This is a genomic window from Hymenobacter sp. 102, assembly GCF_049949205.1.
Taxonomy (GTDB): domain Bacteria; phylum Bacteroidota; class Bacteroidia; order Cytophagales; family Hymenobacteraceae; genus Hymenobacter.
In genome coordinates this window covers 3,386,308-3,409,674 of record NZ_CP188172.1, presented here as the reverse complement: position 1 = coordinate 3,409,674, position 23,367 = coordinate 3,386,308, and the positions used below count along the sequence as shown (strand labels likewise).

General features: G+C 59.7%; 17 protein-coding genes. 5 read left to right on the top strand and 12 right to left on the bottom strand.

Going from position 1 to position 23,367, the window contains the following annotated elements:
• Positions 1-66: 66 nt before the first annotated feature.
• From ACN19L_RS14605 to uvrA, 10 genes are all read right to left on the bottom strand, one after another.
• The gene (locus ACN19L_RS14605; RefSeq protein WP_426490227.1) at positions 67-1,431 is read right to left on the bottom strand and encodes a dipeptidase; all 1,365 of its coding nucleotides are present in this window, start codon (positions 1,429-1,431) and stop codon (positions 67-69) included.
• 63 nt (positions 1,432-1,494) lie between these two features.
• The gene (locus tag ACN19L_RS14600; RefSeq protein ID WP_426490226.1) at positions 1,495-2,025 is read right to left on the bottom strand and encodes a hypothetical protein; all 531 of its coding nucleotides are present in this window, start codon (positions 2,023-2,025) and stop codon (positions 1,495-1,497) included.
• A gap of 33 nt (positions 2,026-2,058) precedes the next feature.
• Positions 2,059-2,700, bottom strand: coding sequence for a glycerol-3-phosphate 1-O-acyltransferase PlsY (gene plsY / locus ACN19L_RS14595; RefSeq protein WP_125433779.1), 642 nt, complete (start codon positions 2,698-2,700; stop codon positions 2,059-2,061).
• 164 nt (positions 2,701-2,864) lie between these two features.
• Positions 2,865-8,060, bottom strand: a complete 5,196-nt coding sequence (locus ACN19L_RS14590) for a hypothetical protein (protein ID WP_426490225.1) — start codon at positions 8,058-8,060, stop codon at positions 2,865-2,867.
• 245 nt (positions 8,061-8,305) lie between these two features.
• Complete coding sequence (gene prmA, locus ACN19L_RS14585) at positions 8,306-9,142, bottom strand: 50S ribosomal protein L11 methyltransferase (protein ID WP_426490224.1); 837 nt, start codon at positions 9,140-9,142, stop codon at positions 8,306-8,308.
• Between the two features lie 90 nt (positions 9,143-9,232).
• Positions 9,233-9,616: a DUF6150 family protein gene (locus tag ACN19L_RS14580; RefSeq protein ID WP_426490223.1), complete on the bottom strand. Its 384-nt coding sequence runs from the start codon at positions 9,614-9,616 to the stop codon at positions 9,233-9,235.
• Between the two features lie 110 nt (positions 9,617-9,726).
• The gene (gene tpiA / locus ACN19L_RS14575; RefSeq protein WP_426490222.1) at positions 9,727-10,491 is read right to left on the bottom strand and encodes a triose-phosphate isomerase; all 765 of its coding nucleotides are present in this window, start codon (positions 10,489-10,491) and stop codon (positions 9,727-9,729) included.
• Between the two features lie 168 nt (positions 10,492-10,659).
• Positions 10,660-11,487, bottom strand: a complete 828-nt coding sequence (locus ACN19L_RS14570; protein ID WP_426490221.1) for a hypothetical protein — start codon at positions 11,485-11,487, stop codon at positions 10,660-10,662.
• Between the two features lie 56 nt (positions 11,488-11,543).
• The gene (locus tag ACN19L_RS14565) at positions 11,544-11,993 is read right to left on the bottom strand and encodes a hypothetical protein (protein WP_426490220.1); all 450 of its coding nucleotides are present in this window, start codon (positions 11,991-11,993) and stop codon (positions 11,544-11,546) included.
• Positions 11,994-12,126: 133 nt separating this feature from the next.
• Entirely contained in the window at positions 12,127-14,979 is a 2,853-nt protein-coding gene (gene uvrA, locus ACN19L_RS14560; protein ID WP_426490219.1) for an excinuclease ABC subunit UvrA, read from the bottom strand.
• 162 nt (positions 14,980-15,141) lie between these two features.
• Between uvrA and ACN19L_RS14555 the strand changes: the two genes are divergently transcribed.
• Complete coding sequence (locus tag ACN19L_RS14555) at positions 15,142-16,110, top strand: hypothetical protein (RefSeq protein WP_426490218.1); 969 nt, start codon at positions 15,142-15,144, stop codon at positions 16,108-16,110.
• Positions 16,111-16,344: 234 nt separating this feature from the next.
• Entirely contained in the window at positions 16,345-17,715 is a 1,371-nt protein-coding gene (gene omp85, locus ACN19L_RS14550) for an Omp85 family outer membrane protein (RefSeq protein WP_426493590.1), read from the top strand.
• A gap of 30 nt (positions 17,716-17,745) precedes the next feature.
• Here the strand turns inward: omp85 and ACN19L_RS14545 are convergent, their stop codons facing one another.
• Positions 17,746-18,438, bottom strand: a complete 693-nt coding sequence (locus ACN19L_RS14545; protein WP_426490217.1) for an SGNH/GDSL hydrolase family protein — start codon at positions 18,436-18,438, stop codon at positions 17,746-17,748.
• Positions 18,439-18,759: 321 nt separating this feature from the next.
• On the opposite strand from ACN19L_RS14545, the gene ACN19L_RS14540 reads away from it, so the two are divergent.
• The 3 genes from ACN19L_RS14540 (at position 18,760) to ACN19L_RS14530 (ending at position 21,781) form a co-directional block, all read left to right on the top strand.
• Positions 18,760-20,250 (top strand): alpha/beta hydrolase family protein, encoded by a 1,491-nt coding sequence (locus ACN19L_RS14540; RefSeq protein ID WP_426490216.1) that lies wholly within the window; start codon positions 18,760-18,762, stop codon positions 20,248-20,250.
• A gap of 103 nt (positions 20,251-20,353) precedes the next feature.
• Positions 20,354-20,962: a hypothetical protein gene (locus ACN19L_RS14535; RefSeq protein ID WP_426490215.1), complete on the top strand. Its 609-nt coding sequence runs from the start codon at positions 20,354-20,356 to the stop codon at positions 20,960-20,962.
• Between the two features lie 87 nt (positions 20,963-21,049).
• A complete protein-coding gene (locus tag ACN19L_RS14530) occupies positions 21,050-21,781 on the top strand; it encodes a copper resistance protein NlpE N-terminal domain-containing protein (RefSeq protein ID WP_426490214.1) in 732 nt (243 codons plus the stop codon).
• A 79-nt stretch (positions 21,782-21,860) separates the two neighbouring features.
• Here the strand turns inward: ACN19L_RS14530 and ACN19L_RS14525 are convergent, their stop codons facing one another.
• Entirely contained in the window at positions 21,861-23,219 is a 1,359-nt protein-coding gene (locus tag ACN19L_RS14525; protein WP_426490213.1) for an MFS transporter, read from the bottom strand.
• Between the last annotated feature and the right edge of the window lie 148 nt (positions 23,220-23,367).

Genomic DNA, 23,367 nt, shown 5'->3' with positions numbered 1-23,367 from the left:
GCTTGCACAAAAAAGCCCGGCTAACTAGTATAGATAGCCGGGCTTTTGCGTGCAAGGAAACGGAATTTACCCTTGCACGGCGGCCGCGTAGTTGCGGTAGAAGTGCGGAATGGTTTCGATGCCTTTCAGGAAGTTGAACACGCCGTAGTGCTCGTTGGGCGAGTGGATGGCATCACTGTCCAGGCCGAAGCCGAGCAGCACGGTATCCAGGCCCAGCTCGCTCTTGAACATGGCTACAATGGGAATGGAGCCGCCCCCGCGCGTGGGGATGGGGCGCTTGCCGAAGGTGGTTTCCATGGCGTCGGCCGCGGCTTTGTAGGCCACCGAGTCGGTGGGGGTTACTACCGGCTCGCCGCCGTGGTGGGGCTTTACTACCACCGTTACGCCGCTGGGGGCAATGCTTTCGAAGTGCTGCTGGAACAGAGCCGTAATTTCATCGGAGGTCTGGTGGGGCACCAGGCGCATCGAGATTTTGGCGTAGGCCTTGGAGGCAATAACCGTTTTAGCACCCTCGCCGGTGTAGCCGCCCCAGATGCCGTTCACATCCAGGGTGGGCCGGATGCCGATGCGCTCCACGGTGGTGTAGCCCTTTTCGCCGTAGGTATCGGGCAGGCCGATGCTTTTCTTGAACTCGTCGTCGGAGTGCGGCACGCGGTTCAGCTCGGCGCGCTCCTCGTCCGTGAGTACAGCTACGTTGTTGTAGAACTCCGGGATGGTAATGTGGTTGTTCTCGTCGTGCAGCGAGGCAATCATCTTGCAGAGCACGTTGATGGGGTTGGCCACGGCGCCGCCGTAGAGGCCGGAGTGTAGGTCCCGGTTAGGGCCGGTTACTTCCACCTCGTGGTAGCTCAGGCCACGCAGCCCTACCTCAATGCTGGGCTCGTCGTTGGCCAGCATACCGGTGTCGGAAATCAGGATGACGTCGGCTTTCAGCTTCTCCTTGTTGGCGCGCACGAAGATGCCGAGGTTGTTGGAGCCGATTTCCTCCTCGCCCTCAATCATCACCTTGATGTTGCAGGGCAGGCCGCCCTCCTGGTTCATCACCTCCAGGGCCTTTACGTGCATGTACACCTGACCTTTGTCGTCGCAGGCACCGCGGGCGTAAATCTTCTCGTCTTTGATAACCGGCTCGAAGGGGGGCGAATCCCACAGCTCGTAGGGGTCGGCGGGCTGCACATCATAGTGGCCGTACACCAGCACCGTGGGCAGGGCGGGGTCAATGATTTTCTCGCCGTACACGATGGGGTTGCCGGCCGTGGGGCACAGCTCCACGTTTTCCAGGCCTACTTCCTCGAAGCGGGCCTTCAGGTACTCGGCGGCCCGCAGCACGTCGCCGTGAAACTTGGGGTCGGCGGAAACCGACGGAATACGGAGCCAGTCGATGAGTTCGGTGAGGAAACGCTGCTGGTTCTGCTCGAGGTAGGAAGCCATGCGGGGTGGTTTTGGGGTTGGAAATGCGGGGGTAAAGGTAGAAAGGCGCGGCGGTAGATGTATTCAATTATTCAGCGGTTCCCAATCATCTTTTCGGAAAAATACATTTCCGAAAAGCGGGGAATTGAATACCAGATAGAACTGCCGACCTCGGCGGTAGATAGTCGGGTTCGACGACATAATATGGTGCGTTGGCTGCTGCATGCTCACCGCAAGTCGATAGGATTCATATGGCTTCACAGTATATACCGTACCCACATGGAGCTTCACAACCCTATCACCATCCATTACAAAAAAGGTAATTCTGTCATCCGGCGTGATGGTGAAACGGAAGGTATTGTACTGCCAATCGGCCTGACGCCCCGGAAATTTGCTACGGTCGATTATGTATGAGCCATATAAATCTTCCTTCTTCAGCTTAATGGTTTCGAACAGCGGACGAGTTGCGAAAAGCACAATTCCTAGCACTACTACCACTAACCAACTGACCGCTGAAACTTTGAGAAATATCTTCTTCCGGGTAATTGCAGCGAGGACTAAAAGGATTATCGTTCCAGGAACCAGTATCAATCCAAAGAAGAAACCAAAGGCCATGTATCAATTTCTGTAACGCATAAAATACCCTTGCTACTTCTTATCCCAGGGCATGGGCACGCGGCTTTCGGTGCCGGCGCGCAGGCGCTGGATGTTGGCGCGGTGAGTGTAGATGAGCAGCCCGGCCACCACGAAGCCAAACCATACCAGCAGCTGGTTATCGGGGCGGAACGGGGGCAGCAACTGCAGCAGGGCAAACACCACCCCGGCCGACATACTGCTCAACGACACGTAGCGCGAGGCCAGCAGCACCGCAATAAATACCAGAATGCACACACCCACGGTAGCCGGGGCAATGGCCAGCATCACGCCCAGAATGGTGGCTACGCCCTTCCCGCCCCGGAACCCGGCCCAGATGGGGTAAATGTGCCCCACCACCGCCAGCACCCCGCAGGCCAGCTGGTAGTACAGCAGCTGGGAAGGCAGAATAGCGCCCTGGTTCAGCATAACGGTAGCCAGCGAGGTAGCTACCCAGCCTTTCAGCACATCCACGGCCATTACAAAGGAGCCCGGCTTCTTACCCAGCACCCGGAAGGTGTTGGTGGCCCCGGAGTTGCCGGAGCCATGCTCCCGGATATCCAGCCCGAAAAACGCCCGCCCTACCCACAGAGCCGTCGGGATGGAGCCAATGAGGTAAGCGGCCACCAGCAGGCCGAGCACTAAGGGGAGATTCATGCGGGAGAAGAGAGTAGCGGTTCAGTCGATGGGGTAAAGATACGGAGGTGATGCGGGGGCGTTGGTGAATACATAGAATAGTCATGCTGAGCTTGCCGAAGCATGACGACCTAAGACTCCCCTCACAACACAACGCCCCGGCAGAGGCTGCCGGGGCGTTGCGGTTATTCGTCGCCGAAGGGGTCGTTGGCGTCTTTCTTCTTTTTCTTCTTCGACTCCTTCTTGTTTTCCTCCACCGGGGCATCGGTGGGGGCCGGGGTGGCCTCTACGGCTTCGTCCTTTTTCTTCTTTTTCTTGCCCGTGTCCTCGGCGGGGGCTTCGGTGGGCGCGGGAGCCGTCTCTACGGCTTCATCCTTTTTCTTCTTCTTTTTGCTGCTAGGTTCCTCTACTGGTGGCTCGGCGTTGGGGTCATAGTCCAGAGCATCCTGCACGGGGTCCTTCTTCTTCTTTTTCTTCTTGTTGGCGTCTTGGTCGAAGTCGAAGTTGCCGGTGGGCTCAGGTTGCGTGATGTTGACCTTCTTCTTGCTGGTGTCCTTGAGGTAGTCCTTGCGGAAGTGGTTGAGGAAGGTTTGCACCTCTTGGTCGTCGCCGAGGTAGAAGCCGTATTGCGTGGCCGTGTTGTAGTCACCCTTGGCTTTGAGGCCCACAATCTCGTCGTAGGAGCCGTGCTGGGCTTTGGTCAGCAGCACGTTGTTGGAGTACTTAAGGTAGTACCACGTCTGGGGTTCAGCTTCCAGGTACAGTTCCACGGCGTCGCCGGTGGTTTCCTTCTTGATTTCGATGTAGCCGTCGATGAGGGCGTTGATGTCCTTCTTACCCACGCTCACCAGGCCAATCTTCCCCACCGAGTACCAGGCCTTGAACTTGTTGTCCCAGCGCAGATTTACCTGGCTCAGCACAATGGTGTGCAGGAACTTGGCCGACAGCTTCTGCAGCGGCACGTAGCCACCCTTACGGGTGCTGTAGTCCTGCACCACTTTGTTGCCCACAAACTCGCCCATCTTGTAGAGTTGAGCCGGGGAGCCGGTGAGAGCTTCGGGCGCTCCCTTGGCGTTGGTGGCCAAGTCCTGCCCCATGGCTTCCACGGCCTTTTCGGGCAGTACAATGTCAAACGCCATAAAGGTGTCCAGGTTGTACAGGTTACTGTCGGGTTTGGCGGTACCCAGGCCGGCGGCCGTGAGGGAGTAGTCCTTATTAGAGTTGATGAGGTTGAGCTTGCCGCGGAAATCCATCTGGCCCGTGGAGTCCCGCAGGGTCAGCACCGAGCCTTCATACACATCGGGGTCGTTGGGGTTGTGCTGGCTGATGGCGTACACCTTCTTCTTGATGTCGTAGGTCAGGTTACCATCTACTTCAAACAGGTTCATATCCGTTACGCCGGGCTTGGGAGCTACAAACAGCGGGTAGATTTTGTTGGTCCCCTCCGAGAGAAACAGGCCCGTGAGCATGGGCGTGCCGTCCTCGGTTTTGGGACTGCCCATCTTGAGGCGAATGGCCTTCGGGTCGATGGTATCCTGCACCGCAAACCACTCCGAGGAGGTTGGCGACTTCACGAAGTTCAGCTTGGCCTGCCCATCAAAAGTGAAACCCTTTTTCTGGGAGTTCATGGTGATACCGCCCCGGTAGGCAATGCGCGGGGCCAGGTGGAATTTATCGGCGGCGGCCAGGTTGGCGACGGCAATAGTGGGGGGCGACGGGGGCAGGTCGTCGCCGGCATCGGGCCCGCGCTTCAGCAGACCTTTTGTGAGGCCGCCCGTACCTTTCCGGCCCGCCGAGGCCATGGCCGTTGCCGTAGAGTCGACGTGGAAGTTGGCAAACTTGATGGCGAAGGAGTCGGCCGAGGTTTTGTAGCTGTACAGGGCATTGCCGGTGAAGGCCGTGCGAGACTGCACCCGGATTTCGCCCTTATACAGGTTGTGGAACTTGCGCAGGGTGTCCATCACAATGCCGGCGTTCTGGAAGGCGCGCATTTCGGCGTTGGGCAGAATGTACACTTTGCTGGAGTCGGGCAGTATCCAGGCATCGGCCGAGGAAATGCGCGGCACCCCGCCGGCCACCAGCCGGTAGCGGCTCAAATCGTACTGGCCCGTGGCGGCCTGGAACTTGAGGCCGTGCTGCTCGGGCTTGGTGCTGTAGAAGAAGGAGCGCGACGAATCGGCCCCGGGAGCCAGGCGCAGCTGCACCAGCTTCTGCTTGAAATCCCACTTGCCACCCGACAGCGTGGTGCGGTACTGGGAGTACGGCAGCTCAATACTGGATTTGTTGTCGTCGGCTTCGCGGGCAAATTCCGTGTTACCTGCCTTCAAATCATAGGTAAAGCTTACGTTGTTGGCCGTGAGAGCCGGCTTGTTCACCTCCGCCGATTTGATGTTCAGTGTGGACTTGGTACCGGTGTAGCGGGTGGGTTTGAAGGCAAACGTAGAGGAGCGGATAAACGACTGGGGGCCATCCATGCGGCCGTCGCCGAGCAGGCCGGTAGGCGTGTACGTGAGCGTACCTTTGAAGCCGTACGTGCTGTCGTAGATCTTGAAGGCCTCGCCTTTGTCCTGCGTAGTCAGGTACATGGAGTCCTGCTTCACGGCCCACTTCATTTGATAGCCGGGCAGGAAGGTCACCTTGGCAAACTCGGTTCCGTTGAGCGGCCCCGGCAGAATTGTAGCCGATTTACCTACCGTCACTACCGAGTCCCGGTAGAACACAAACTGGTCGCTCTTGAAGTCGCCGGTGAGGTACTTGATGTTGCCGATGCCCTGGAAGCCGTGGTTGTTCATAGCCACTTTATTGAACAGCCGGCCCTTGCCCCCATACAGCGGGAAGCCGTCCTTGGGCACATCGTACACGAAACCCAGCGAGCCATCGTCCTGCATGCTCAGCTTGGTATCGAAGTTGGGCACGATTCCTCCGCTCACGAAAGTACCCTTGAAGCCCACGGCCGCCCGGTTCTTGTTGTTCAGGGAGTCAAGCTTGAAGGGCGGAATATCAAAGTACATGGTGGTATCGTAAGCTCCACCGAGTACTTCCGGCTTATCGAAGAACACGTAGGCGCCGGTGCTGGCATCAAACGACGGATACGCCCCCAGCTTCTTGCGGCCCGATTTGTTGTTGGGCGCATTGATGTAGAGGCGACCGGCCGAGTTTTTCTTCTTGTTGGTCAGAGTCCAGTCTAGGTCCTTGCGGGCTTTCATCACCGAGCCCTTCGAGCCCTTGCCCTTCACAATGATGGAGTCAATCTTCACCAGGTCGATGTAGAAACCGTCGTAGTCGAACTTGAACTCTTTGCCCTTGAACACAAAGGCGGAGGCTACCACCGTGCCATTGAACAGCACACCCCGGTTTTTCTGAATCCGAATAACCGACGAATCCGGCTTCACGAACACCGTCACGGAGTCGTCGGAGAAGTTGAACCGGTCCACGCCCCGTACAATCAGGTCGTTGGTGTTCAGGTCCAGCGTAGCGTTTTTGCCGTTCGGAGCCAGGCTCTTGATGGCAATGTGGTCGTAATCCTTTTTGCCCCTTGAGGAATTCACGTAGTGCAAAGCCTTGGGCAGCAGCACAATCTGGTCGGTGGCGGGGTACCAGGCCACATACCCGTCGCGGGCCAGGCCAGCCACGGCGGAGCGCACGTTGTCGGGCTTGAGCTGGCGGAAGGTGGCAATATCCTGCACCGTAAACAGGCGCTTGTTGCCGTTTTCCAGACTGTAGCCCACCACCATCTGCAGCGGGTGCAGCTTGTTGATGGCCTTGATTTGCTGGTAGCGGGTGTTGGTGTAGAACTCCTTGCTCTCGAAGTTGGCCGTTACCTGGTTTTTCGCCGTCAGCACGCTGAAGTCGATGGTGGGCGTACGCACCGGCCAGGTCAGCAGCTCGGCGGCCACTTCCATCTGGTGGTAGGAGTCGTAGTAGGGCGTGGATTTGTAGAGGCCATCCTCACGGGCCAGCTGCAGAATCTGTTTGTTCTTGTTGTATTTCAGCTTCACGCCGGGGTGGGTGAGCGAGTCCTGCTTGTCCTGAAAAATGGATACCTGCGCGTGCTGGGCCGTAATAACGGAGTCGCCGAGTACATAGGCCCGCGACGAGGCCCGGAACTTGGGCTTGCCATCCACATCCACAATGATGCGCGACATAGCCCCATCCAGGGAAGCCGACAATGCCCGGTTACCCGTAAGCGAGAAGCCCCCGAAGTAGCGGATGTTGTCGCCAATGTTCTTTACCCGGGCATCGTTGGTAGCCGAAATAAACCGGGGATACCCGGTTTGTACTCCTGGCTTGCGCTGCACGCTTTTGTAGGCAAACCAGCCTTTAATGGGGGCTTCCAGCACGGCCGGATACGTGAGCGTAACGGGGTTAGCCACAAACTCGGCCTTAAGCATATCAAAGTCGTAGCTGGCCAAGGCCACCGAGGCGGGGTTATTGTTTACCTGCCAGGCAAACTCGCCCCCGTAGCCCACAAAGCGGTTGGTATTGGCAACCACCGCACCGCTGGTTTTGCGGATGTACACCGAATCGGAGGGCGACACCATGAACAGGTCGGCGTCCTTGAGCATGATGGCCGGCCCCCGGCTGGGCGGGGCCAGGTAGGCATCGTAGGAGGGCACGGCGGCAGCGTCCCAGCCCGAGTCGGCGGGCTTGGCAGCGGCGGTGCCGGTGCTTTTTTTGGCAGGCGTGCCCCAGCCGTCGTCGGTGCTGTTCCAGGGGTCATCGTCGCCCCAGCCGCTGCTTTTCTTGGCGGTTTTGGCCTTGGTATTGAGCGGCTTGGTGCTGACGGTGGGCGTGGGCGGAACTACCGGGGCCGGAGCCGGCGGGGCCAGGGAAGGCATGTCCTGGGCGTGATAGGCGAAGCTGAACGTGCCACCCACTACCTGCAACGAGCTGTAGCGCGACTTATGCAGGAATTTAGTATCCAGGAAGGCGGCACTGGTGGCCAGAAACTTCTCGGCATCGGCGGGCTGCTCCTTCTCCAGCGTTTTGCCGGCCACGTCCAGAAACTCCGTCATCTGCTGATCGGAGAAGTTCTGCACCAGCACGCCGGCGGCAATGGCCGTGTAGAACTGCTCGAAGTGGGGCTTGGGCCGGAACTTGCGCCCCAGCATGTACTGGCTCAGGGCCACAATGTAGCGCTGCTGGGTAGCGGTGAGCCGGTTGCTGGCCCACACCTGCTGCAGGCGCGTACCGGCCGTTTTGGCCGCCGCGTTGTTGGTGGTGGCCATCATCGACTGCACGTCCACCATAAACTGCGCGGGCTCCGAACTCAGCTTGCCCGTAAACTTGGGCAAAGCCGGCGCTACCGGAGCCGGGTCGCCTTTTTTAGCTGGCTGGGCCTTTTGCTGCGCCCAGGCTGGCGCACCAATCCCCAAACTCATTACCACGGCGCAAACCCATCTAAAAGCGAAATGCTTCATATACCTATCCACAGAAACCTGATTACTCGCCTACAATTTCAGTAAAAAACAGCACTTTCCGGTGTGCTCCGGCCCTCGCCTACCCACAATCATACTCGGGCTTTTTTTCGTTCAATTCTGAGTGTCAGCCCTTTTTCAGCAAAAACCCTACCGCCCTGGCCAAGTGGCCCAAGCGGTAGGGTTGTATGGCAAAAGCCAGAAGGCCACTACGCCGGCTGGCGGAACACGGCCGATACCCAGTGGTTCTGGGTGCGGTGGCTCTCGTAGCGGAAGCCGGCCGTTTCGGCGGCCTCCCGAATCAAGGGCAGGTCGTCCTCGTAGAAGCCGCTGAACAGGATGGGGCCACCGGGCTTAAGGTATTGCGCGTAGGCGCCCATATCCTCCAGCAGCACGTTGCGGTTGATGTTGGCCAGGATAATGTCAAAGGGCTCCTCCCCTTCCAGCGCGGTTACGTCGCCGAGGCGGGCTTCCACTTTATCCTGCACGTTGTTTTCCTGGGCGTTGTCGGCGGCGTTTTCGGCGGTCCAGGGTTCCACATCCACGGCCAGCACGTAGCTGGCACCCAGGTGCACGGCCATAACGGCCAGAATGCCGGTGCCGCAGCCCATATCCAACACCCGCTTGCCCTGGTGGTTGATGTCGAGCTGGTTGGTAATCATCAGGGCCGTGGTATCGTGGTGGCCGGTGCCGAACGACATGCGGGGCATGATGACAATTTCGTACTGCAAATCGGGTCGGGCCTCGTGGAAGGGGGCGCGCACTGATACCTTATCGGCAATAACCAGGGGCTGGAAGTTCTTTTCCCACTCGGCGTTCCAGTTCTGGCGGGTAATCACGCGGTGCTCAAACTCCACCTCGCCCAGGCCCTCGTAGCGGCTCATGATTTCGGCTACGTTATCGGCCGAAAACTGGTCCTCATCAATGTAGGCACAAAAGCCCTCGTCGTTGTCCTCGAAGGTATTGTAGCCCACTTCGGCCAGTTCGGCCACCAGTATGTCGCTCAGCTCGCGGGGAGCCTGCACGCGCAGTTCAACGTAGTCCATTGCAGCAATTCAGCTAGTAAATCAGGAAAACAAAACGTCCCGCGCCAAGCGGCGCGGGACGGCAAAGGTCGGAGGAAAAAACGGCTCCGGCTACTGCTTGCGGCAGCCGGCGTGCCCGCGCACTTTGGTGTAATGGAATGAAAAGTCGGCCAGGTTGCGGTTGTCGGTTACGAAGAGCACGTAATCGGCAAAGTCGCGGGAATCGGTGAGATACCACAAGCCCACCTTATCAGCGAAGAGCTTGTTGGTTTCTGAATACACCAGCAAATCGGCAAACGCCTCATCCGGCTCCTGATACACCACCCCAAAACACTGCCCTTTGCGGCGCGGGTCGGTTTCCAGAAACACCGTACCGTACAGCCGACAGGGGTCCACGGAACCCACCGCAGCCGCGGCTGCCAGCGGCACGCGCGGCTGCGGTACGGCGAACGGGTTGAGGGCCAGCAGGCCGGAAAGCAACAGGGTTGGCAGCATGGAGGCTAGATAATAGAACTGAGAACCGAGAGGGTAGAACTGAGAGGCAAACAGCAAAAATGCGGCCGACTTACTTCTCGGTTCTACCCTCTCGGTTCTCAGTTCTACACTTAGAACGACTTAATAATCTCCGTGAAGTCGCGGGATTTAAGGGAAGCACCACCAATCAGGCCACCATCTACGTCGGGCTGCGAAAACAGCTCACGAGCGTTCTGGGCGTTGGCCGAGCCACCGTAAAGGATACTCGTATTCAGGGCCGCCTCGGCGTCGTAGGCGCGGGCAATCTGCTCCCGGATGAAGGCGTGCACCTCCTGGGCCTGCTGGCTGGTGGCCGTTTTGCCGGTGCCAATGGCCCAAATGGGCTCGTAGGCAATTACTACCTGGTCGAACTCCTCGTTGCTGAGGTGGAACAGGCCGTCTTTCAACTGCTTGCTGATGAAGGAGAACGTCTCGTCGGCTTCCCGGGTTTCCAGGCTCTCGCCCACGCAGAAGATGGGCTTGAGGCCGGCCGCCAGGGCGGCTTTCAGCTTCTGGTTCAGCAGCTCATCATCCTCGTGGAAATACTGGCGGCGCTCCGAGTGGCCCAGAATCACGTACTCCGCGCCCACTGACTGCAACATCTTGGCCGATACTTCGCCGGTGTAGGCGCCGCTTTCCTTCTGGTGGCAGTTCTGCGCGCCCAGGTGGAACCGGCCGCCCTCGGGCAGTTGCTTGCCAATGGCCGTCAGGAAGGGGAAGGGCGGGCATACCACTACCTCCACCGAGGAACTGGTCGCTTCGTCCTGCACCATGTTTACGATTTCGGAAATCAGCGCCTGACCGTCCTGGAGCGTGGTATTCATCTTCCAGTTGCCGGCCACAATATTCTTACGCATAGCGGAAAGGGTTGAGGTTGGGAGTTGAGCCGCAAGTTAGGCAATGCGGAAGGATGGAGTAGTGAGTGGAACGTCATTCTGAGCAGAGCGAAGAATCTCGCGTGCTGATGTGGTGTCGGAGCGGCAACGAAGCGGTAGAGATTCTTCGCTCTGCTCAGAATGACGTTCCTAATTACCTACTACTGCATTTCTTTTCCCCCACCACACCAAGCCCAAGCTTACCAAGGTTATCAGCACGGCGGCAGCCAGGGCCATCCAGGAGAGCACCAGGGTGGCGGGCACGCCACGGCGGGCCGCCCAGATGCCCACCAGGCCCCAGGTAACGGCGGCGGGGTAGGCCAGCTCGCGGAACCGTTTGGTCACGTTGAGGGCCAGGCCCGCCACAATGCCCACCAGCACAATGGCTATTTCGATGCCTTTGGCCTCGCTTACCTGCCAGCGGGTACCCAGGGCTACGGTGGCATTCACCACCAGCGCCACCGAAATCCAGCCCAGGTACAGGCCAAACGGCACATTCACCCAAACCGGCACCTCGCCCCGACTGGCATAGTACCGCACGCGCCCGTACACCACCGCCAGCCCGGCCAGAATACCCAGCATCACCACCACACTCAAAGGCAGCAGCTCATAGGCGAATACCACCAGCCAGAAGCTCGTCAATACGTTCACCAGCACCAGCGGCCGGGCCACGGCGTCCGGCAAAGGGGTACGCCGCTGAGCCGGTAGCAGCTGCCACACTGCATACACCAGCAGACTCAGAAATATCACGCCCCAGATGCTGAACGCGTAGCCGGCCGGCGTGAGCGGCGTGGGATATTTACCCGAGACATCGGCGTTGGTTTGCCCGTTGAAGGGAAACCGCTGCGACACGTAGTTCAGCGCAATATTACCCACAATAGCCACCAAAGCGGCCCAGCGCCAGGCCCTACTTTTGGTAGGGGCAGAAAGATAATTGAAGGCGGCCGTGGCCGTGGCAGAGGAAGAAATACCGGACATAGCGCGAAGTAGCTAAAAAAACCGGTTGGCGTGTACGCGCGGCCCTCGTGCGAAGTTCAGCCCGGCTCGTCGGCCGCGGCCCACTCGGCCCACAGTGCCGGGTGATGCGGCACTTCCTCCAGCAACCAGTGAAACGCGGAGGCTGCGTCCGAGAAAAAGTGCAGGTTGAAGGGTAGCTGCAGCTTGGCATCGTGCACCGGGGCAGTAGCCACCAGATAGTTGTGCATATCGGGTGGCAGCACCAGGGCCAGCTGCTGCACCGGCGTGCGGGCCATTTCGGCAAACCATTCCTGGCCAATCCAGGTCTGTTCCATGAATCCCAGCGGCGGAACGTTGTGCATGTCAATCAGCCAGCGCGTTACGTGTTGCTCCTGGCTAAGCTGCGTCAGGGCTTTTAACGCGGGTTGAAACCGCTCCAGCGGCTCCCCGGCAACCCAGGCGGCCCGCAAGAAACTGGCTGCTTCATCGTACTGCACACGCACTTTCCGTTGTTGCTCCACCATCATGGCTGTACGGTTTTGAGTCTTTTTATTCCAAGCCGGTTATCCGGCAGACAAGTATCGGGCCACGCAGGCCTGCTAACCAAACCGCCCTGCCTGAGTAGCTCAGGCAGGGCGGCACCGTAGAAGGCGGGGCACGCTACAGCTTCTCGGCCAGGAAGCGGGCCGTATGGTTGGTGTCTTTGAGCTTCACCATCTCCTCGGGGGTGCCTTCGAATAGCAGGTGGCCGCCGTTGGTGCCGCCCTCGGGGCCCAGGTCAATCACCCAGTCGGCGCACTTGATGATGTCCATGTTGTGCTCGATGATGAGCACGGAGTTGCCCTGCTCCACCAGCGCATTCATGGCCGTCATCAGCTTGTTGATGTCGTGGAAGTGCAGGCCGGTGCTCGGCTCGTCAAAGATGAACAGGATTTTATCGTTCTGCAGGGTGTTGCCCTTGGTCAGGAAGGACGCCAGCTTCACGCGCTGGGCCTCCCCGCCGCTCAGCGTGTTGGCCGACTGCCCCAGCCGGATGTAGCCCAGCCCCACGTCATCGAGCGGCTTGAGGCGCTCCACAATCTTGGGCTGGTCCCTGAAGAACTCGATGCTGTCTTCGATGGTCATTTCCAGCACCTCGTTGATGCTTTTCTCCTTGTACTGCACGTCCAGCACGTCCTGCTTGAATTTGCGGCCCTCGCAGGCCTCGCAGGTCAGGTAGATGTCGGCCATGAACTGCATTTCAATCTTCACCTGGCCCTCGCCCTGGCACACTTCGCAGCGGCCCCCATCAATATTGAAGGAGAAGTGCGAGGGTTTGAAGCCCCGGGCCTTGGCCAGCTGCTGGTCGGCAAACAGGGTCCGGATGGCATCGTAGGCTTTCACGTAGGTAACGGGGTTGGAGCGGCTGCTTTTGCCGATGGGGTTCTGATCCACGAACTCCACGTGCGTTACCTGGCCGTTTACGCCGGTGAGGCGGTCGAACTTGCCGGTGGCCTCGCCCGCGCCGCCGCCGAGCTGCTTGAGCAGGGCCGGGGCCAGAATCCGCCGGATCAAGGTGCTTTTGCCCGAGCCGGATACGCCGGTTACCACCGTCATCACATTCAGCGGAAACTTGACGCTCACGTTTTTGAGGTTGTTTTCGCGGGCCCCGGTCAGCTCCAGCGCGTTGCGCCAGGGGCGGCGCACCTTTGGCACTTGCACCGCCATGCGGCCGCTCAGGTACTGGCCGGTGTAGGTATCAGAAGCCAGTACCTCGGCGTAGGTACCCTGGAATTGCAAAATGCCACCGCCCGAGCCGGCCTCAGGCCCGATGTCGATGATCTGGTCGGCCTGTTCCATCATCTTGTCCTCGTGCTCCACCACAATCACGGTGTTGCCGAGCTGCTGCAAGGAGCGCAGCACCCCAATCAGCTGCTCGGCATCCTTGGGGTGCAGGCCAATGCTGGGCTCGTCCAAGATGTACATGGAGCCCACCAGCGCCGAACCCAGCGAGGTAGCCAACGAAATCCGCTGGCTTTCCCCGCCCGAGAGCGTACTGCTGAGGCGGTTGAGGGTGAGGTAGCCCAGGCCCACCCGATTCAGGTACTCCAGCCGGTTCGTTACTTCCGTCACGAGGCGCTCGGCTACTTTGGCTTCGTGCTCGGGCAGGTCGAGGGTTTGGAAGAACTCCAGGGCCCGGCTTACCGGCAGCAGCACCAGATCGGTAATACTCTGGCCCTGAATCTTGACGTACTGGGCGTCTTTGCGCAGGCGCGTACCCCGGCAATCGGGGCAGGTGGTGCGGCCCCGGTAGCGGCTTTGCAGCACCCGGTACTGAATTTTGTGGGTCTGCTCGCTCACCCATTTGAAGTAGGCATCGAGGCCATCGAAGTACTTATTGCCTTTCCAGAGCAGGGTGCGCTCGGCTTCGCTTAGCTCGTTGTAGGGCCGGTGGATGGGGAAATCGAAGCGGATGCCGTTTTTGAGCAGCGGCTTCAGCCACTCGCTCTGCTTATCGGTGCGCCAGGGCGCAATGGCCCCCTCGTACACCGTCATGCTCTTGTCCGGAATTACCAGGTCCTCATCAATGCCCAGCACCGAGCCGAACCCTTCGCAGGTCTGGCAGGCACCATAGGGGTTGTTGAAGGAGAAGAAGTTGACGCTCGGCTCCTCAAACGCCAGCCCATCCAGCTCGAACCGGTCGGAGAATTGCTTGGTGGTGGGCTCCGTGGCAGTGCTGGCCTGCTCGCTGACCAGCAAGCTGCCGTGGCCCTCAAAGAAGGCGGTTTGCACCGAGTCGGCGAGGCGGAAGGTCAGGTCTTCGTCGCCGGGGATAATGACGGCCCGGTCAATCATGATAAAGACTTCACCCGTTACTTCGGGCTGGCCTTCGGCAATGAGTTCCTCGATGAAGGCAGTCTCGCCGTTCACTACTACCCGGCTATAGCCTTTTTGCAGCAGCAGATCCAGCTCCTTGCTCATGGGGCGGCCATCCTGGGCGGGCTGCAACGGGGCCAGCAGCATCACGCGGGTATCGGCGGGCAGGCGCATGAGGTAGTCCACCACGTCGGCCACGTTGTCTTTCTTCACCTGCTCGCCGCTCACGGGCGAGTAGGTGCGGCCCACCCGCGCAAACAGCAGCTTCAGGTAGTCGTAGATTTCGGTGCTGGTGCCCACGGTGGAGCGGTTGTTCTTGATGCTGACCTTCTGCTCGATGGCAATGGCCGGCGAGATGCCCCGGATGTAGTCCACGTCGGGCTTGTCCATACGGCCCAGGAACTGGCGGGCGTAGCTGCTGAGGCTCTCCACGTACATGCGCTGGCCCTCGGCGTACAGCGTATCAAACGCCAGACTCGACTTACCCGAGCCCGACAGGCCCGTTACCACAATGAACTTGTTGCGCGGCAACGCCACACTCAGGTTCTTGAGGTTGTGGACGCGGGCGTTTTTGATAAGGATAAACTCGCGCGGGTCGAGCTGGTCAATGGGGTCAGCCGCGGGGGCGGCTACTTGCAGAGCGGAATTGTCGGCCATAGGTCGTTAAACAGCGTGGGGCGGGGGTTTGGTTTCCCGCCGCGCGGTTTGGGGTAAGCGAAGGTACGGGGGAATCCGGCCGGGCGTAACTAGCGGCGCAACAACAGCCCGCAGGCGGCCACAAATTCTTAACATTGTACTACGCCATTTTATCTTCTCCTGATGTCCGTCACAAGTCCGTTAGCGTCTCTCTATACTGTCTTACAAGCCGTTCGCACCAGTGCGGGACTCAACGCGCCGCTGCTCCGCAAGAATGAGGCGGCCACCCGCGCCGCACTGATTGACCCCGTGCTACGGGCGCTGGGCTGGGATACGGCCAATGTGCAGATGGTAGAACCGGAAAAGACAATTGGCGGCGACCTGCGGGTGGACTACCTGTTGCGCGACAGTACCGGCAAACCCCATCTAGTAATAGAAGCCAAGTGTCTGGACGCAAGCCTTGACAAACACGGCTACGTGAGCAAAGTATTAGGTTACGCGCTGGGCTTCAAAGTGCAAACCGTTTTCATTACCGACGGCCTGAGTTGGCACTGCTACTCCAACCTGCACAAAGGCAATACGGAAGCCATTACGTTTTCTCTGGCCGACGACTTGCTGCCCGCAGCTTTACACCTGATTCAGTGGTTGGACGCCGCCCAGAGTGGCTATGGCGTTGCTCTGCCGGTTCCTGCAGTGCCGGAAGCAGCTTTTATTCCCTCAGTTGTTACTAAAGATGACAAGCAGCCGAAGCTACACAAGGCAGTAGTTGAGCAAACAGACTTCGTAGAATTGACTCACCTCAACATGCTTCCTTCCTTACCCGAACATAAACCCAAGCTACTGCGGTTACCTGATGGGTCAGTAGCAGATCTGAAAACGTGGAAGGGCATTTTGCACAAGGTCGGGGAGTTTGTTCTGGCGCAGAACCCAGTCATTACATTCCCATATCCAGATAGAGCTGGCAAGAAAACCGCTTTGCTCTCACTACAAAAGCCAACGGCCGGATTAAGTAGCAGCGCCTTTAGCCACCAAGGAAAAACGGTGTTTTTGCACACCAACTACAGTGCATCAGCCTGTATTGCCAACGCGCTGTATCTGCTGAATTTGGTACCGACAAGTCTGCAGCAAGTTTCACCAGCTGTAGCATTTTAATTTTCCACCTCGATTACACCTGAATCCGTTCGCACCACCTACCCGGCCATCGCTCAACTTTGTCGAGTGAGCCATCCGCTTGAGGAGCTGTGCCCCAACTCCGGCCGCGCCATGCACTTCTCCTGTAACTTGCGCGCCACAAACGGCGCGCCGCCATACCAAGTAATGGCAGCGGGCCGTTTGTCTGCCCATCCTGCCCAAATTCCCCTGATAGCTCCTGTATGAAACGACTACCTGCACTGCTGCTATTCACGCTCGGCGTGGGGGCGCACGCCAGCGCCCAGCAGCCTGTCGTTTATCCGGTCTAAGCGGATGTCGGATGCCGATTTGGCCAAGAAGCGGGAAGGCACATTTATTACCGGCCTGCCGGATGCGTCGTCTGATCCGGTGACGGGGTTTGGGGTGGGCATCAAGTCCAACGTGTACTGGAATGGCACGCGCGACAATCCGCTTTTTGCGTACACGCCTTATCTGGCGCACCTCAAGGCCAACGTTGCCTATTACACTTCCAACGCCCGGGAGCTGTCGCTTTCCGCCGATGTGCCCTACTACCGGGGCTCGCGCTGGCGCTACCGGGTGGATTTCAAGGCCCAGCAGAACCCCACCAACCTGTACTTCGGGCTGACCGACGCCACGCTGGGCCAGCTTCGGCTGCCCTCGGACCCGACCAGAACCTTTGCAACCTATAAGGCCTACGACAACGCCCGCAAGCAGCTGCGCCCCGGTCAGGCGGGGGAAGCGGCTCTGGTGACGGACGCCTTATCCAACCGGTTTCGGGAAACGGAGTACATGCTCAACCTGAAGGCCGATTACGCCATCGGGGCCGGAAAAATGCGGGTGATGGGCGGCTACGAAATTCAGAACCTGCAGTACAAAACCTTCACGGGCACCAAAACCGATGCCGTAGACCCGCAAACCGGCGCCAGCAGCAGCGCCCCCAACGGCAAGTCGCTGCTGGAGCGCGACTTCGAGCAGGGCGCCATCTTCGGGTTGAAAGGTGGCTGGATTTCCATCGTGCAGACGGCCCTGATCTACGATACCCGCGACTTCGAGCCCGACCCTACCAAGGGCGTGTACTTCGAAGCAGCCAACGAGTTTTCCAATAAAATCATCGGCTCGCAGTTCAACTTCAACAAGGTGTTTTTCCAGGGGCGCCTGTATCAGAAGCTGCCGGTGGGCCGGCGGACGGTATTTGCGGCCCGCGCCGGTGCCGGTACCATCTTTGGCAAGGAGGCGCCCTTCTTCGAGTTTCAGGACCAGTGGAGCCCGGATGGCAGCATCAACGCGCTGGGCGGCAAGCAGTCGTTGCGGGGGTATCGGCAGAACCGGTTTCTGGCCCGCACGGTAGCTTTCGCCAACACCGAGCTGCGCATCCGCGTGGCCGACCTGAAGCTGGGCCGCCAGAATTTTGGGCTTGGCGTGGCACCGTTTGCGGATGCCGGTACGGTCCGAAACCGATGGCAGGACCTGAGCTTCGACAACATCAAACTCTCGTACGGGGCGGGGGCCCGGGTGGCCTGGAACCTGTCAACGATTGTGTTTCTGGACTACGGCATGTCCCGGGAAGACCGGTTGCTGTACTTCGGCATCGGGCAGGTTTTCTAGCCACACGCGACGTAACGAGGCCGGCGGTGGCTACTTTTTGAGCCCCTTCCCTACTACCTGCTTCCACACCGCATAGCCGGCGGGGGTCAGGTGGAGGCTGTCGGATTCGTAGAACGGCGGGCGGGGCCGGCCGTTGGGGCCGAGCAGCGGCGTGGCGGTATCAAGGTAGCGCAGGCGCTTGGGGTGGGCGGCTATGTACTCCCGGATGAGGCGGTTGGCTTCCTGCATCTGCGGGTAGAGCGCCCAGCGCGACGGACTGGGCTTGATGGCCAGAAACACCAGCGGTACCTTCGGCAGCTTCTGCTGCATCAGCTGCTCAAAGGCCAGAAACGACTGAAACACTTCCTGCGGCGTGGCTCCGGAACCAATGTCGTTGTCGCCCTCATACAGTAGTACCTGCCGGGGCTGGTAGGCTACCACCAGTTTGTCGAAGTAGTACAGCGCATCGGGGAAGCGGGAGCCGCCGAAGCCCCGGTTGAGCACCGGGCGACCGGGAAAGTCCTGCCCTAGCGTTTCCCACTTCCGAATAGATGAGCTGCCATAGAACAGGATGGGGTGCGCGGGCGGCGGCGTGAGGCTGTCCTGGCGGGCAAAAGCGCGCAGCTCGTTGGTCCACTGGGCAGGATTGATGAGCGGGGTCTGGGCGACGGCCAGTTGCGCCGTTCCAGCCAGCAGTATGCTTGTAACACCGCGCAAAAGCCGGCGGCCAAATGGTGAAATCATAGCAACGGTAAACAGAACAGTAGAAGAATGCTGTAGCGGAAAAAAGATGGCGTAAATAACAGAGTCAGGAACCGGCCCGGGAGCTTGCGCCATCGTTCAGCTTACGGGGCGGCCGGCACTGTGGCCTCAACATAGCGTTGCCGTTATACTGCAAGTAGGCTATACGCTGAGGCAGCAGAAAGTTTTTTCGGCCTTAGCGGCGGCCATTCCCCATTCTGGCTAAAGTTGCGAAACTCTGACTGGCATCTGTGCGTCAAGTTTAATATTTTCATACTCGTGTTGCCCTGGCGACAGTAAAATACCATTTCTGTTTTTCATTTTATGAAGAAACTCCTACCAGTATTTTTTCTGCTCGGGCTCTTTTTCTGGCTGCTTCCCACCACTGTATCAGCCGGCGAGCCTCCCCTGAACGGCCAGTGGAAGGGCCCGCTGAAAGTACCCGGCGGCCAGCTCACGCTGATTATTACGCTGGTACCCCTCTCCAACGGCGCGTACTATGCCGCCCTCGATGCGCCCCAGCAGCGCATCAGCCGCATGCCTGCTGAAGTAGCCCTGAAGGGCACCGATATTACCATTAGCATTGAGCAGGCCGGCAGCAAGTTTGTGGGCAAAGTAAAGGATGGCGGTACTACGTTTCAGGGCACCTGGACGCAGCCCGGCCTCACGGCCCCGCTTACCCTCACCCGCCTGACGGCCGCCAAGCAGTCTGTAGCTGCCAGCAAGCCTCGCCTGACTCCGCCCTACCGCGAGGAAGAGGTAAAGTTTTTCAACCCCAAAGCCGATATTGCTTTGGCTGGCACGCTCACCATTCCGGCCGGCCCCGGCCCGTTCCCGGCCGTGGTGTTGCTCTCCGATAACGGCCCCCAGAACCGGGACGTGGAGCAGCAAGACTACCGTATGTTCGGGGCGTTGGCCGACCACTTCACTCGCCGCGGCATTGCCGTGCTGCGCTTTGATGACCGGGGCGTGGGCAAGTCGCAGGGCAGCCACTTCTCCACAACCACCGTGGATCTGGTGAGCGACGCCCAGGCGGCCATGGTGTACCTGCGGGCCAAACCCCTCATCGACCAGCGGTATATTGGCCTGGTAGGCCACGGGGAAGGGGCCAACGTAGCTCTGCTGGCCGCCGCCGAGCAGCAACCCGCCACCCCGGCCTTTGTAGTGTCATTGTCGGGCTACGGGGTGCCGGGCCGCGACGTGATTATGCGCCAGCAGCTGGAAATTATGCGTCTTATCGGCTCAAACCCGGCCCAGGTGAAGGCCGCCCTGGAGCTGCATAAGGAGATGGTGGAGATTATCCGCCAGACGCCCAACGATAACCAGGCCCGCGGTAAAGTGGCCGCCACCCTGCGCTTTAACAACACCGATATGGACCCCCACATGGCCCGGGCCCGGGCCGTGCAGCTTACCTCGCCCTGGTCGCGCTACTTCCTGGACTTCGACCCTACCCGCAGCCTGGCCGACGTGAAATGCCCGGTGCTGCTGCTGGGCGGCTCCAACGATTTGCAGGTGGATCCGCACCAGAATATGGCTCCTCTAAAATCGGGACTGAAAAATGCCAAGGTGAAATCGACGAAACTGTCCGGTATCAACCACTGGTATCAGCCCGAGATGAAAGACTGGCCCGTGGTAAACGGGGAGCAGCAGCCGGTATTCTCGCCTAAAGCCCTGGACACGATGCGGGAGTGGATTTTTGCCAGCACCGAACGGCCTCAGCCGGCTCCCACCACGGGAGGAAGCACGGCCGAAAAATCGTCGGGGCCGGCCAAGCTGACGAAGAAAGCTACCAAATCAGCCCAGGCCAGCCGCTAGCCCTGCCCTGCCAACAAAACAGCCTCCGAAGCAGTAGTTTCGGGGGCTGTTTTGTTTTCCGGAACCGGAACCCGGCCCACTATCGGCACCGTTCCTACTTACCATGTCCGCCCTTCGCTCCGATCTACACGACCTCCTGACCTTTGAGATGCTCAGCCGGCATACGCTCGATATTCTGCGCCGCAAGCACGCGGTTAGTGAGGGAGAGTTGTTTTCGGCACTGATGCAGGTACTGCGAGAGCAGCGGGCCAGTGCCAGCCAGCCGCCGGCTTTGGTGCGCGCCACCACCCTAGTCTGCGGACCCGAGGAGCATATTTGCCGGCATTGCGGCGAGATTTTCCCGAAGCGGGCTGCCATGAAGCATCTCTGGCAGGCTCACGACCTGGTTATCCGGCGCAACCCGGAGGCGCATTACACAGCTGATATCCGGCTGGCAGCCCTGTACCGGGAAGCCCGCGCCGCCGGCACCGACCCCGCCCGGGTAGTAGCCGCCTGGGAAGCCATGCAGGCAGATCCGCAGCGGTATACGCCGGTGCGGGGCGCGCAGCAGCGGCGCTACCTGGTACGGCGGCGGGGCTACACCATTCTGGTACTGGGCAGCGCGTCCCTCAACGGCCAGTACCAGCGCCACGACCTGAACCAAGACAGCCAACGCCAAGGCTTTGCGCGCTGCCTGCGGGGTACGTTTGTGCTGGTACCCATGCGGGCCTGAGCGGCGGCAACCGGGCCGATGGTGGTGTATCTAACCGGGGCGGCTTGCGTAGCAGGAGATATTCTTCGCAGTCTACTTCTCTACCTTATGTCCCGATTACTTTCCGCGGCTGCTTTGGCGCTCTTGCTGGCCGCCTGCCAGGGCCGGGAGCAGCCCTACGGCACCGGCTCCCAAAACCCCGCACCCGACAAAGATGCCGGAGCCGCCACCCAGCCCCTGGCCGGCGTGTACGCCGATACCGTGCCCTGCAACGATTGCCAGGGCATTGCCACCCGCCTTACGCTCAAACCCGACAGCCTGTATGAGTTGCAGGAGCTGTACCTGGGCCGCACCTCTCCGGTAAATTACCGCCGGGGACCCTGGCGGGTACGCGGCCAGGTAATTACCCTGGAACCCAGTGGCAACGACCCGGTGCGCCGCTACCAGGTGGCCGGCCGTGCATTGCAGCTGCTGAATGCGGATGGCAAGCCCCAGCAGGATTTTGACTTACGCTACCGCTCCGACGGCAACCTGAGCGAAGTCGGCACCAGCCGCGAGTTCACCGGCAAATACACGTACATGGCCGATGCCGCCGTGTTTGAGGAGTGCGGCTCGGGCCAACGGTATGCCGTAGCCCTGGCTTCCGGGGTAACTGCCGATTTGGAAAAGCGCTATACCGACACGCGTAGAGAAGCTGGTCAGCCGGTATTTGCCCGCGTGCTGGGGCAACTGCAAAACCAGGCGGGCACCAATGGGCAGGCGCTGATGGTCAGCAAAATTCTGGAAATGAAGCCTGACCCAATTTGCCCCCAGGCCCAGAAACAGGCTTTCCAGCAATAGATGCCCAACTGTGTAGTGCGCAAAGCGGGCTGGTATGCATTACTCATGCCAGCCCGCTTTGCGCATTATACGTGGGTCATTACGCGGGCTTTTTTTCCGGCGTCATGTCCAGTCGGCGAAGCTTATCGGCTTTCAGGGCTGTTACGCCCACTACTACTAGCGTCATGATACCGCCGAATACCACGGAGGCCGTTGTGCCCAGCCACTTAGCCATAACTCCCGATTCAAACGCTCCGATTTCGTTGCTGGAGCCGATAAAGATGTTGTTCACGGCCGATACGCGGCCCTTCATGTACTCCGGGGTAAAGGTTTGCAGCAGCGTGGCCCGCACAATCACCGATACTGAATCGAACACCCCGGTAAGGAACAGCAGCCCGAGTGACAGGTAAAAGTTGCGCGACAAGGCAAACCCGATAGTGGCCAGCCCAAACCCCGCCACCGCCCACAACAGCTTGCGGCCCGCAAACCGTCGCAGCGGGAAATACGTGAGCAGCAGCGCCATCAGCACCGAACCCACGGCCGGGGCTGCCTCCAAGTGCCCCAGGCCGGATGCGCCCACTGTCAGAATCTTTTCCGCAAATACCGGCAACAGCGCTACCGCCCCGCCAAACAGCACGGCAAACAAATCCAACGACAACGCCGCCAGCACCAGCTGGTTGCCGAAAATAAAGCGCAGGCCGCCGCTGATGCTCTCCATAAAATCCGGTGCCTCGCCTTCCCGCGCGGGCAACGGGTGCGAGGTCAGGCTGATAAACAGCCCCAGCGACACCACAAACAACGCCGTGGCAATGGTGTAAGCGTTGGCCACGCCCAGATGCGCAATCAGATACCCGCCAATCACCGGTCCGATTACCGAGGAGCCCTGCCAGGTGGTGCTGTTCCAGGTAATGGCGTTGGCCAGCTTGTCCCGATCAGGCAGCAGTTGGGGCATGTAGGAAAACAGCGCCGGCCCTAGAAAGCCCCGGGCAATACCGCTCACGAAAATCACACCGTAGATGGGCAGGGTGCCTGTTTGCCGGATATCCAGCAGCTGGGTTTGTACTCCCCAGGCCAGCAAGGCCAGCGCGCCGGCACACACCAGCAGCACCGTTACGGCGGCCGTGATAATATTCTTACGCTGCACGGAATCGGCCACGTGGCCCGCATACAACGATACCGCAATGCTGGGAATAGCCTCCGTAAGGCCAATCAGCCCCAGAGCCAGCGGGTCATCGGTGAGCTTAAACAGCTGCCAGCTTACCACCAGCCCCTGAATGCGGGTAGCTATAACAAAGCTGGCCCGGGCCCCGATAAACCGCCGAAAATCCGGCACCCGAAGGGCGGCGTACGGGTCGTGGCGCGGGGTTGCGGAAGGAGCAGCAGGAGCCATGGTGCGGAAAGCCGGGAAGGAAGCGGCCGGGCAAAGGTAACTCCAGCCCTGCGCCGGAAGCTCAGCCATACGTTTTTAATAGTGGCGAAGCGGGTTCCGGCGCGGGCAGGCAAGCCACGCAGCGGAGTTTTGCGTATGCTGATGCAGGGAAGCCGCTCTCCGGTAGTGTTCCCTGTTCTGATGGCCGGTTGAAAGCGCTTCTGCTTTTCCTGTTCCC

What these genes read in the sequence shown, in the direction of transcription:
- ACN19L_RS14605 (WP_426490227.1), bottom strand. Translation starts at nt 1,431, where the DNA reads ATGGCTTCCTACCTCGAGCAGAACCAGCAGCGTTTCCTCACCGAACTC.
- ACN19L_RS14600 (WP_426490226.1), bottom strand. Translation starts at nt 2,025, where the DNA reads ATGGCCTTTGGTTTCTTCTTTGGATTGATACTGGTTCCTGGAACGATA.
- plsY (WP_125433779.1), bottom strand. Translation starts at nt 2,700, where the DNA reads ATGAATCTCCCCTTAGTGCTCGGCCTGCTGGTGGCCGCTTACCTCATT.
- ACN19L_RS14590 (WP_426490225.1), bottom strand. Translation starts at nt 8,060, where the DNA reads ATGAGTTTGGGGATTGGTGCGCCAGCCTGGGCGCAGCAAAAGGCCCAG.
- prmA (WP_426490224.1), bottom strand. Translation starts at nt 9,142, where the DNA reads ATGGACTACGTTGAACTGCGCGTGCAGGCTCCCCGCGAGCTGAGCGAC.
- ACN19L_RS14580 (WP_426490223.1), bottom strand. Translation starts at nt 9,616, where the DNA reads ATGCTGCCAACCCTGTTGCTTTCCGGCCTGCTGGCCCTCAACCCGTTC.
- tpiA (WP_426490222.1), bottom strand. Translation starts at nt 10,491, where the DNA reads ATGCGTAAGAATATTGTGGCCGGCAACTGGAAGATGAATACCACGCTC.
- ACN19L_RS14570 (WP_426490221.1), bottom strand. Translation starts at nt 11,487, where the DNA reads ATGTCCGGTATTTCTTCCTCTGCCACGGCCACGGCCGCCTTCAATTAT.
- ACN19L_RS14565 (WP_426490220.1), bottom strand. Translation starts at nt 11,993, where the DNA reads ATGATGGTGGAGCAACAACGGAAAGTGCGTGTGCAGTACGATGAAGCA.
- uvrA (WP_426490219.1), bottom strand. Translation starts at nt 14,979, where the DNA reads ATGGCCGACAATTCCGCTCTGCAAGTAGCCGCCCCCGCGGCTGACCCC.
- ACN19L_RS14555 (WP_426490218.1), top strand. Translation starts at nt 15,142, where the DNA reads ATGTCCGTCACAAGTCCGTTAGCGTCTCTCTATACTGTCTTACAAGCC.
- ACN19L_RS14545 (WP_426490217.1), bottom strand. Translation starts at nt 18,438, where the DNA reads ATGATTTCACCATTTGGCCGCCGGCTTTTGCGCGGTGTTACAAGCATA.
- ACN19L_RS14540 (WP_426490216.1), top strand. Translation starts at nt 18,760, where the DNA reads ATGAAGAAACTCCTACCAGTATTTTTTCTGCTCGGGCTCTTTTTCTGG.
- ACN19L_RS14535 (WP_426490215.1), top strand. Translation starts at nt 20,354, where the DNA reads ATGTCCGCCCTTCGCTCCGATCTACACGACCTCCTGACCTTTGAGATG.
- ACN19L_RS14530 (WP_426490214.1), top strand. Translation starts at nt 21,050, where the DNA reads ATGTCCCGATTACTTTCCGCGGCTGCTTTGGCGCTCTTGCTGGCCGCC.
- ACN19L_RS14525 (WP_426490213.1), bottom strand. Translation starts at nt 23,219, where the DNA reads ATGGCTGAGCTTCCGGCGCAGGGCTGGAGTTACCTTTGCCCGGCCGCT.